Below are 9,562 nucleotides of genomic sequence, written 5' to 3'. Positions count from 1 at the left end.
TGTTTTACCGTGGTCAACGTGGCCGATAGTACCAACGTTAACGTGCGGTTTCGTACGTTCAAATTTTTCTTTAGACACGATCGTGTTCCTTCCTAGTTATGATTCGTCGTGATCATTATTGATCGACGACGCGCCAGAAATTGTTATTTTATGCGCCAACGCCCGTTAGCGCAATATTTGGACGCCCTGATCTCGCAAAAAGTCGTAAACTTTTTGCAGTTCAATCGTCAATTAGTAACCACGCTCTGCAATAATTTTATCTGCGAAGTTTTTCGGCACTTCAGCGTACTCGTGAAACTCCATAGAGTAAGACGCACGGCCTTGAGTTGCAGAACGTAGATCAGTTGCGTAACCGAACATTTCGGATAGTGGTACTTGAGCACGGATGATCTTAAGACCAGCCACACCTTCGTCCATGCCTTCAATGATACCGCGACGACGGTTTAGGTCACCAACAACGTCACCCATCCAGTCTTCCGGAGTGGTTACTTCGACATTCATCATAGGTTCTAGAATCACAGGTTGTGCTTCTAGTGCACCTTTCTTGAATGCCATCGAGCCAGCGATCTTAAACGCCATCTCGCTTGAGTCTACATCGTGGTAAGAACCATCAAATAGTGTAGCTTTAATATCTAGTACAGGGTAACCCGCTAGAACACCACTATTCATTTGCTCTTCGATACCTTTCGATACCGAACTGATGTATTCCTTAGGAATCACACCGCCCACGATTTCGTCTACGAATACGAAACCTTCACCAGGCTCAGAAGGCTCAAGTTTGACCCAAACATGACCGTATTGACCACGACCACCTGATTGACGAACAAACTTGCCTTCAACTTCCGCTTTACCACGAATGGTTTCACGGTAAGCAACCTGAGGTTTACCAACGTTACAATCAACGCTGAATTCACGCTTCATACGATCAACGATAATGTCTAGGTGAAGTTCACCCATACCTGAGATCAGAGTCTGACCTGATTCGTCGTCCGTTTCCACGCGGAATGATGGATCTTCCGCTGCTAGTTTACCTAGCGCGATAGCCATTTTCTCTTGGTCTGCCTTAGAACGAGGCTCTACAGCAATCTGAATAACTGGTTCAGGGAACTCCATGCGCTCTAGAATCACTTTGTGGTTCTGATCACACAGTGTGTCACCTGTTGTTACGTCTTTCAGACCGATAGCAGCTGCAATATCACCAGCGCGAACTTCTTTCACTTCTTCACGCTTATTCGCATGCATCTGAACGATACGACCGAAACGCTCTTTCTTCTCTTTTACTGAGTTGTAAACAGCGTCACCCGAGTTTACAACACCGGAGTAAACACGCATGAAAGTTAGCGTGCCCACGAATGGGTCAGTCGCAATCTTAAACGCTAGCGCTGAGAAAGGTTCGTTGTCGTCAGCATGACGCTCAACTTCATTTTCTCTTTCGTCGACACCTTTAATTGCAGGTACGTCAACAGGCGATGGCAAGAACTCAACTACTGCATCCAGTACCGCTTGAACACCTTTGTTCTTAAACGCACTACCACAAGTAGCCAGTACGATTTCGTTATTTAGTGTGCGAGTACGTAGAGCTTGTTTGAGCTCAGCTTCAGTCAATTCACCTTCTTCAAGGTACTTGTCCATCAGCTCTTCGCTAGCTTCAGCAGCGGATTCAACCATGTGGTTGCGCCACTCTTCAGCAAGTTCAATCATGTCAGCTGGGATGTCTTCGTAAGTAAACGAAGTGCCTTGATCGGCATCATTCCAGTTGATCATTTTCATCTTGATAAGGTCGATGACACCTCTGAACTCATCTTCCGCACCAACGTTCAGCTGGATTGGAACAGGAGTCGCACCAAGACGATTCTTAATTTGGTTCACAACGCGTAGGAAGTCTGCGCCCGCACGGTCCATCTTGTTTACAAATACCAAACGTGGAACGTGGTATTTGTCTGCTTGACGCCATACAGTTTCAGACTGAGGTTCAACACCAGATGAGCCACAGAACACAACCACAGCACCATCAAGTACACGAAGAGAACGCTCTACTTCGATAGTAAAGTCAACGTGTCCAGGGGTATCAATGATGTTTACGCGATGCTCAGGGAACTGTGCTTCCATACCACGCCAGAATGTAGTAGTCGCAGCGGATGTGATAGTGATACCACGCTCCTGCTCCTGCTCCATCCAGTCCATGGTTGCTGCACCATCGTGAACTTCGCCGATTTTGTGAGAAAGGCCAGTGTAGAACAGAATACGCTCAGTTGTGGTTGTTTTTCCTGCATCTACGTGAGCACAGATACCGATATTACGGTATAGCTCAATAGGAGTTTTACGAGCCACGATTGTATCCTCTTACTAAGGTGTACCTTAGAGTATAGAAAAGTGCTGCGAGAGAACCTCGCAGCACAGAAGGTATTACCAACGGTAATGAGCGAACGCTTTGTTTGCGTCAGCCATGCGGTGAACGTCTTCACGTTTCTTAACCGCAGTACCTTTGTTCTCAGACGCGTCTAGCATTTCAGCAGCTAGGCGTTGAGCCATAGATTTTTCACCACGCTTGCGCGCAGCTTCAACCAACCAACGCATAGCAAGTGCGTTACGGCGAACCGGACGTACTTCTACAGGTACTTGGTAAGTTGAACCACCAACACGGCGAGATTTAACCTCTACCGCTGGGCGAACGTTTTCAAGAGCTTCTTCAAAAATAGCTAAGTGGTCTTTACCAGACTTTTCAGCCATAGCATCTAGTGCAGTGTAAACGATTTTCTCTGCAGTAGATTTTTTACCGTCAACCATTAGGATGTTAACGAATTTTGCCAGCAATTCAGATTTGAATTTTGGATCTGGAAGGATCTTACGCTGACCAATGACGCGACGACGTGGCATGGATTTATCTCCGTTGTCTTCTTCAGGTTTTATCCAAAACTTTTCAGTTTTTTCAAAAAATTAAAAATAATTTAGTGTTTGGCCTTACTTAACGGAATCCATTAAGACTTAGGACGCTTCACACCGTACTTAGAACGACCTTGTTTACGGTCATTTACGCCAGCACAGTCTAGTGCGCCGCGAACAGTGTGGTAACGCACACCTGGAAGGTCTTTAACACGACCACCACGGATTAGAACAACTGAGTGCTCTTGAAGGTTGTGACCTTCACCGCCGATGTACGATGTAACTTCGAAGCCGTTTGTCAGACGTACACGACAAACTTTACGAAGTGCTGAGTTAGGTTTTTTAGGTGTAGTAGTGTAAACACGAGTACATACACCACGTTTTTGTGGGCACGCTTCTAGTGCAGGCACGTTGCTTTTAACAACTTGCTTTGCACGTGGCTTACGTACCAACTGGTTAATAGTTGCCATTAACTAGCTCCTGATTTACTTGAAAGTAAGCTTTGTGAAAAATCTATCCCCAACTGCCAATGCAGTTAGGGACGCAAAATTCTATGCAGCAGTGAGAGGTGTGTCAAGAAATATACGGATCTTTTTTGTTCAATTAGAACAATTCATCCGTAAAGCTTTGTCGACAGCAAATCTTGTTCAATCCCAAGTTAGGGATTTATCCTGTTTTGCTGTTAGTTCAACGAAGCCTGAGTAATTCACAATCGTCAGCGATGGACTGATACGATTTGCAATACCGCGAGCTTGCGCATCGCTCTCTAACACAAATACGCTGCGATTTTTTAGATGGGAAAATGCTTTATGTTGCGAGTTAGCAGCGTACACTGCATCTTCTATAAGTAAGATGTCATCCTGTTCACTGCATAAAGGCATAGCGTCTTCTAGAGCAGAGACTGTTTTTATGATGTGTAACATAACTTCCTCAAAAAGACAGTAGCTTGCCAGCGTGTTGTAACTTAGCTTTGAGCTGTTCTGAGCTTAACGCTTGGGCTTCAATGACTAAATCCGCTTGCGCCAAACCTCGCTGGGTTAACGACTCTGAACACACAAAGACTTGTTCGATGTCGTATAAATCGAAAAGCTTTAACATCGGCGCGTAATCTTTACTCAAAATATTGTTGGGGTCTTGCCCGAGTAGAAGCTGGTATACCCCGTCACCCATGAAAATGACGCTGATATCTTCACAGTAAGCCGACGCGGCTAACAGTGCATCCACACCTTCACGACCAGCTGCACTGCCATGTGGCGCACTACGAAATAGATAAGTTAACTGACTCAAAACTGTACCACTCTGTCTTGGGTTAACATCGCTTCAGCTAGGCTACCTAAGCCTGCTTGTTCAAAACCATCGGCTAGATTGTTCTGAACCAAACCATGTTGATTCGCTTCTTCTTCACTTACAATCCCGCGACGCAAAGCGGCCGCGACACAAGTTTCTAGGCGAACACCATGCTCTTTAGCCAAAGACTGCCACGCCTTATTGAGATCAAATTCATCGTTGGCTGGCACACTCAAAGCAGTACCATTAGTCACACCATCTTGATAAAAGAAGACGCTCACTAGCTGATGGCCTTGCTCTATCACCGCTTTGGCGAACTGATAAGCACTGCGCGCTGACTGGCTGCCATAAACGGGACCATTCACCACTAACGTGTAAGTCAGTTTACTCACCTTTCATCATCCTCGGTTTTACGTTGACGAATGTACAAGTAAACGGTGTGTTTTGAAATATTAAGGCGATCCGCGACACGGTTGATGGCATCTTTAATATCGAAGATACCTTTGTCGTACAACTCCATCACGATCTGGCGATTTTTGGTGTTGTTAGACACGGATTTATCCGCATTGATCTCTTCGATGGTGCGTTCAACAGTTTGGTCCACCAGCTCTTCTACGTCACTAGCAAAGTTGACCGAGGAAGCCGCTTCTTTCGCTTCTTGCGTCGGCATGAAAGACTGAAGGACTTGCGAGAAAGGCGCATCCAAGTTGACGTTGATACACAACAAACCAATCACGCGATTTTCGCCATTACGAATGGCGACAGTAATCGACTTCATCAACACGCCACCTTTTGCACGGGTAAAGTACGAACGTGAGAAGTTGCGCTCCGAGCCTTCGATGTCTTTTAGCATCTTAAGCGCTAAATCAGTGATTGGTGAGCCGACTTGGCGCCCCGTGTTTTCACCGTTAGCGATTTTAATTGCAGAGGTATTTAAGTCTTCTAGAGAGTGAAGAACGATTTCACAAAATGGACCTATCAGGCTGGCGATACCATCCACGACCGCCTCATAAGATCTTAAAATGATTTTGTCGTGCTCGGTAAACGGCATCACGTTAACGGATTCCATTTCGAGCAACATCTCCGCGTTTATTGTTTCTGTAGTTGTCATAAGCCTTCGAGCGAAAAATCAACAAATTGGTGTAAGTTTATCAGAAAATTTGAAAAGCAACCTAGCAAACTCACCAACTAGTGACCTAGAACAAAAAAGGCCCGTTAAACGGACCTTTTTCAATAACTTATCGCAGCTTATTGTTATTGCTCTGCGTTGTCGTTCTCAACTTTTAGCAGCTCAACTTCAAATACTAGCGTTGAGTTAGCAGGAATGCTTGGTGTGTCTTGGTCACCGTATGCTAGCTCTGGCGGGATAACGAATTTGAATTTAGAACCCACAGGCATTAGCTGAACACCCTCTGTCCAACCTGGGATTACACGGTTAAGTGGGAACGTTGCAGGTTCACCACGATCGTATGAGCTGTCGAACTGAGTACCGTCGATCAGAGTACCTTTGTAGTGTACTTGAACCGTATCAGTGTCTTTTGGCTTCTCACCTTCAGCTGGTGTCATTACTTGGTATAGAAGACCTGTATCTGTCTTCACTACGCCTTCTTGCTTCTCAAACTCAGCTCGGAAATCATCGCCAGCTTTTTTCGCTTCAGCTGCTTTCTCAGCCGCTTGTACTTGCATCTTTTCTGCAACACGCTTGTCTAGAGATTCTAGTGCTGCACGTGTTTCTTCTTCATTCAATTCAGCATTGCCTTTGAAGACGTCTTCGATACCTTTTAGTACCAAATCTTTGTTAAGATTAATGCCGATTTCGCTTGGCTTGTCGATGCTTGTGCTTAGGTAGTTAGCAAATGAAACACCGATTGCGTATGCCGCTTTGTCGTCGTCGGTTTTAAAGTGAACCGCTTTACCGGTTTCTGCTTGAACTTGTTCTGCTTGAGGTGCGGTTTCTGTTTTAGTTTCTTCTTTCTGACAACCTACCGCTAGCATAACTGTTGCAGCAAGTAGCGACACTTTTAAAACTGATTTCATTAAATTCTCCCAATAATGGCTCTGCCATTGGTTGTTGTGCACAAATCTTCTATGAGACTAGTGAAGACAATCGTTATACCAATATACTAGCTATATGTCTTAAGACACAAACCGGATTATTAGATGTGATGCAAAGAATTTTTCATTTATTCCTATATTTAATTGTCATCACCACGTTAAATGGTTGCTTTTTCGCCGAGCGTGAAGTGCAGCGTTGGCCGATAGAACCTCAAGGTGCGACGAGCTTCGCACTTAGCAGAGATGGACGGTTTGCTCTGCTCTATTCTCAACAACGTCATTTGATGTTGTGGGACCTAGAGCAAAATGAACAACTAGCCAATCTGGGTGAACTCGATGCCGATGCCAATGTGGTTTCCCATATCCGCATATCTGACAATGGTCGCTACGCAATTACAGCAAGCCAAATGAACTTCGCAGTTTGGGACCTAGGCTGGACGCAATCCGAAGGCCTTTGGTCTATCTCTGATGCGCTCATTCGCGACGTTGATATCACCAGTAATGGTGAACAAGTTCTGCTTGGGTTATCCAACGGTAAAGCAATTTATGTCAACTTAGTCACCGGGCGTCGCATGGAGTTCCTTGCACATCGTGAAAAAGTCAATTCCGTGGCCATTTCTCCTAATGGGCGCTTCGCCCTAACCGGAGGTAATGACTATAAAGCGTATCTGTGGGACACCGAAACCGGACAAGTACTACGAACCTTCGAACATGAACAACGAATTGTTCGCGTGGCCCTGCAAAGAGATGGAAAATTAGCAATGACATCTGATGGCGGAAACCAAGCGATTGTTTGGAATTTAAAAACTGGACAAGAAGTCACACAGTTGAGCAGTTGGTCACGCCAATTAATTTTCTCTACCGCACGATTTTCTGACGACGGGACTCAACTAGTCACAGGAAGCCCTTCTGGCCGTGTGTCGATATGGGATACTCAAACCGGAAAACGAATGAGTGGATTTGAAGTGGAGCCCAAAAAAGACACTCGCCCTCCCCGTGCGGTCGTGTATGATGCAGCCTTTGATTCAAAACAACGCGTAATTACTGCTACTTCAGCAGGTATTGCCCAAGCTTGGCAGTTAGAGAACGGATCATGACAGAAAAAATCATTCAGCAATTGGAAGCACGCATTAATGACTTAGAATGTCAGCTTGCGTTCCAAGAACAGACTATTGAAGATCTGAACGGAGCTTTATCGCAGCAACAACTGCAAATTACCAAGATGCTCGATCAGATGAAATATGTGGTAGGTAAAGTAAAAAATATGGACTCGTCGAATTTAGCCGATCCGTCAGAAGAAACCCCACCACCGCATTATTAAAATGCAGGCTCAAATAGCATAAAGCCCAGAACATGTTCTGGGCTTTGTTGTATTAATTACTTAAGAAGGTACTCAAGAGGAAGCTATTCGTCGGCGTAGATTTTAACGCTCAGCTCGCCTTGCGTATTAATGCCTGCTCGGTACATGCCAGAACTGTTCATCGCAAAGTGCATCTCACCTTTAGCATCAATGGCAATCAAACCGCCCTCTCCGCCCATCTGTTTGAGATCACCTTGGATAATGTGTTCACAAGCCGTATGAATATCTTCTTGTAAGTAACGCATACGTGCTGCAACGTCTTCCGCAACACGTTTACGAATAAAGAACTCGCCGACACCCGTAGTGGAAACTGCCACGACGCCATTTTCGGCCACCGTACCACAACCAATAAGAGCCGAATCTCCGACTCGGTTGTATTTCTTATTCGTCACGCCACCCGTACTGGTGGCAGCGGCTAAGTTGCCTTGTTGATCTAACGCTACCGCACCAACCGTACCGTGCTTACGGTCATCTGGGTAACGAGATTCCGACAAAGCAAACAGTCCTTTCTCACGCATAGACAGCAACTGCTCATAACGGCGATCAGTAAAGAAGTAATCTTGCTCGGTATACTCATGGCCTTGCTCAAAAGCAAACTTCTCTGCGCCCTCACCCACCAACAACACATGATTGCTGTTTCGCATCACGTCACGAGCGAGCTCAATTGGGTTTCTGATATGACGAACCCCAGCGACCGCGCCTGCTGCAAGGTTTCGCCCATCCATCACAGAAGCGTCCATTTCAACCATTTCGTTGTTGGTCAGCACTGAGCCTTTACCCGCATTAAAGTTAGGAGAGTCTTCCAATACTTTCACTGCCGCTACGACGGCATCTAAGGCTTCACCGCCCGTGTCTAGAATTTGATGTCCCGCTTTTACCGCAGCTTCTAAATCCGCCAAGATGGATTGTTGCAGCTCATCGCTCATCTGTTCACGCAAGATGGTGCCTGCACCGCCATGAATGGCAATCGAGAAAGGTTTCGTCATCACTTTGTCCAACTGTTATTCCTTGTATGGTTGGCACTACACCTTAGATAAACAAAAAGCGCAAGTTGAAAACTCAACTTGCGCTTTTCAAAGCTTTGCTAGATAAGATTATCTAGTGAAGGAGCTTATGATTAGTGAGAACCACAGCTACCGCCGCCACAGCAGCCGCCTTCTTCTTCGTGATCGTGGTCATGATCGTGACCACCACAACAGCCACCACCTTGGTGGATGTGACCGTGTTCGATCTCTTCTGCTGTTGCTTCACGTGTAGACATAACTTCTACTTCGAAAGTTAGTGTTTGACCAGCTAACATATGGTTACCGTCAACAACCACTTCGTTGCCGTCAACTTCTGTTACTTCAACAGGGATTGGACCTTGGTCAGTGTCAGCTAGGAAGCGCATGCCCACTTCGATTTGCTCAACGCCTTGGAATACGTCCGCAGGAACGCGCTGTACTAGCGCATCGTTGTGCTCACCGTAAGCTTCTTCAGGAGCTACCGTTACTGAGAACTTGTCGCCAGCCACTTTACCTTCAAGTTCTTTTTCAAGACCTGTGATTAGGTTGTTGTGACCGTGAAGGTAATCTAGAGGTGCTTCTGCTGTTGATTGATCAACAACGACACCGTCTTCCATCATTACTTTGTATGCAAGGCTTGCAACAACGTTCTTTTCAATTTTCATACTAACTCCAGGGAGATTAATTGACTTAACCTGAATGGGGTTAAGTACTGAGATATCTGGGTGTATTATGGGGATCAATTATCGAAGTTCAATTACTCCGGCTTAAAAATTCCGATCATTTCCTGATCTGAGTGTTTATTTTTCTCTACAGATTGTGGTTTACGCTGCTCTGTAAACTCACACTCGACACACTCAACTAATTCGATGTTATTTTCAATCCACCAGCGCAGGGTATCTTGCTGGCTGCAATTTGGGCAGCTAGCGCCGGCAATAAAACGTTTCTTGATTTTCACGCTATTTCCTTAGCT

Annotated in this window: 13 protein-coding genes; 2 read left to right on the top strand and 11 right to left on the bottom strand. The window is 45.5% G+C overall.

Going from position 1 to position 9,562, the window contains the following annotated elements:
- Positions 1 to 231: 231 nt before the first annotated feature.
- The 8 genes from fusA to fkpA all read right to left on the bottom strand — a co-directional run bounded on the left by fusA (position 232) and on the right by fkpA (position 6,207).
- Positions 232 to 2,331 carry an elongation factor G gene (gene fusA / locus R7E29_RS10610; protein ID WP_005382794.1) on the bottom strand — a complete coding sequence of 700 codons (2,100 nt, stop codon included), beginning with the start codon at positions 2,329 to 2,331 and terminating at the stop codon, positions 232 to 234.
- A 75-nt stretch (positions 2,332 to 2,406) separates the two neighbouring features.
- Entirely contained in the window at positions 2,407 to 2,877 is a 471-nt protein-coding gene (gene rpsG / locus R7E29_RS10605) for a 30S ribosomal protein S7 (RefSeq protein ID WP_005382796.1), read from the bottom strand.
- A 101-nt stretch (positions 2,878 to 2,978) separates the two neighbouring features.
- Positions 2,979 to 3,353, bottom strand: coding sequence for a 30S ribosomal protein S12 (gene rpsL / locus R7E29_RS10600; protein ID WP_004399892.1), 375 nt, complete (start codon positions 3,351 to 3,353; stop codon positions 2,979 to 2,981).
- 177 nt (positions 3,354 to 3,530) lie between these two features.
- Positions 3,531 to 3,806, bottom strand: coding sequence for a sulfurtransferase complex subunit TusB (gene tusB / locus R7E29_RS10595; RefSeq protein WP_005382799.1), 276 nt, complete (start codon positions 3,804 to 3,806; stop codon positions 3,531 to 3,533).
- Positions 3,807 to 3,813: 7 nt separating this feature from the next.
- Positions 3,814 to 4,170, bottom strand: a complete 357-nt coding sequence (gene tusC, locus R7E29_RS10590) for a sulfurtransferase complex subunit TusC (protein ID WP_054577174.1) — start codon at positions 4,168 to 4,170, stop codon at positions 3,814 to 3,816.
- Positions 4,167 to 4,562 carry a sulfurtransferase complex subunit TusD gene (gene tusD / locus R7E29_RS10585; RefSeq protein WP_017821752.1) on the bottom strand — a complete coding sequence of 132 codons (396 nt, stop codon included), beginning with the start codon at positions 4,560 to 4,562 and terminating at the stop codon, positions 4,167 to 4,169. The genes tusC and tusD overlap by 4 nt, the downstream gene beginning before the upstream one ends.
- The gene (locus tag R7E29_RS10580) at positions 4,559 to 5,281 is read right to left on the bottom strand and encodes a transcriptional regulator (RefSeq protein ID WP_005382804.1); all 723 of its coding nucleotides are present in this window, start codon (positions 5,279 to 5,281) and stop codon (positions 4,559 to 4,561) included. The genes tusD and R7E29_RS10580 overlap by 4 nt, the downstream gene beginning before the upstream one ends.
- Before the next feature lie 143 nt (positions 5,282 to 5,424).
- Positions 5,425 to 6,207, bottom strand: a complete 783-nt coding sequence (gene fkpA / locus R7E29_RS10575) for an FKBP-type peptidyl-prolyl cis-trans isomerase (protein WP_054577175.1) — start codon at positions 6,205 to 6,207, stop codon at positions 5,425 to 5,427.
- Between the two features lie 128 nt (positions 6,208 to 6,335).
- On the opposite strand from fkpA, the gene R7E29_RS10570 reads away from it, so the two are divergent.
- Together R7E29_RS10570 and R7E29_RS10565 are read left to right on the top strand one after the other, a co-directional pair.
- Positions 6,336 to 7,322, top strand: coding sequence for a WD40 repeat domain-containing protein (locus R7E29_RS10570; RefSeq protein ID WP_017633742.1), 987 nt, complete (start codon positions 6,336 to 6,338; stop codon positions 7,320 to 7,322).
- Positions 7,319 to 7,546 (top strand): SlyX family protein, encoded by a 228-nt coding sequence (locus tag R7E29_RS10565; protein WP_005381455.1) that lies wholly within the window; start codon positions 7,319 to 7,321, stop codon positions 7,544 to 7,546. Before R7E29_RS10570 ends, R7E29_RS10565 begins: the two co-directional genes overlap by 4 nt.
- Positions 7,547 to 7,629: 83 nt before the next feature.
- Here R7E29_RS10565 and R7E29_RS10560 read toward each other — a convergent pair whose 3' ends face one another.
- The 3 genes from R7E29_RS10560 to R7E29_RS10550 form a co-directional block, all read right to left on the bottom strand.
- On the bottom strand, positions 7,630 to 8,571 hold the full coding sequence (locus R7E29_RS10560; RefSeq protein WP_031812779.1) for an isoaspartyl peptidase/L-asparaginase family protein: 942 nt from the start codon (positions 8,569 to 8,571) through the stop codon (positions 7,630 to 7,632).
- A 131-nt stretch (positions 8,572 to 8,702) separates the two neighbouring features.
- Entirely contained in the window at positions 8,703 to 9,254 is a 552-nt protein-coding gene (slyD, locus tag R7E29_RS10555; RefSeq protein WP_005381451.1) for a peptidylprolyl isomerase, read from the bottom strand.
- Positions 9,255 to 9,346: 92 nt separating this feature from the next.
- Positions 9,347 to 9,547, bottom strand: coding sequence for a YheV family putative zinc ribbon protein (locus R7E29_RS10550; protein ID WP_005381449.1), 201 nt, complete (start codon positions 9,545 to 9,547; stop codon positions 9,347 to 9,349).
- Between the last annotated feature and the right edge of the window lie 15 nt (positions 9,548 to 9,562).

This window comes from Vibrio sp. Vb1729, assembly GCF_033338655.1.
GTDB lineage: Bacteria > Pseudomonadota > Gammaproteobacteria > Enterobacterales > Vibrionaceae > Vibrio > Vibrio alginolyticus.
This window is presented reverse-complemented; position numbering and strand designations above follow the sequence as displayed.

Bases quoted from the DNA above. Each gene is read 5' to 3' on its own strand.
- rpsG (WP_005382796.1), bottom strand. From the start codon at position 2,877: ATGCCACGTCGTCGCGTCATTGGTCAGCGTAAGATCCTTCCAGATCCA.
- rpsL (WP_004399892.1), bottom strand. From the start codon at position 3,353: ATGGCAACTATTAACCAGTTGGTACGTAAGCCACGTGCAAAGCAAGTT.
- tusB (WP_005382799.1), bottom strand. From the start codon at position 3,806: ATGTTACACATCATAAAAACAGTCTCTGCTCTAGAAGACGCTATGCCT.
- R7E29_RS10580 (WP_005382804.1), bottom strand. From the start codon at position 5,281: ATGACAACTACAGAAACAATAAACGCGGAGATGTTGCTCGAAATGGAA.
- fkpA (WP_054577175.1), bottom strand. From the start codon at position 6,207: ATGAAATCAGTTTTAAAAGTGTCGCTACTTGCTGCAACAGTTATGCTA.
- R7E29_RS10570 (WP_017633742.1), top strand. From the start codon at position 6,336: ATGCAAAGAATTTTTCATTTATTCCTATATTTAATTGTCATCACCACG.
- R7E29_RS10565 (WP_005381455.1), top strand. From the start codon at position 7,319: ATGACAGAAAAAATCATTCAGCAATTGGAAGCACGCATTAATGACTTA.
- R7E29_RS10560 (WP_031812779.1), bottom strand. From the start codon at position 8,571: ATGACGAAACCTTTCTCGATTGCCATTCATGGCGGTGCAGGCACCATC.
- slyD (WP_005381451.1), bottom strand. From the start codon at position 9,254: ATGAAAATTGAAAAGAACGTTGTTGCAAGCCTTGCATACAAAGTAATG.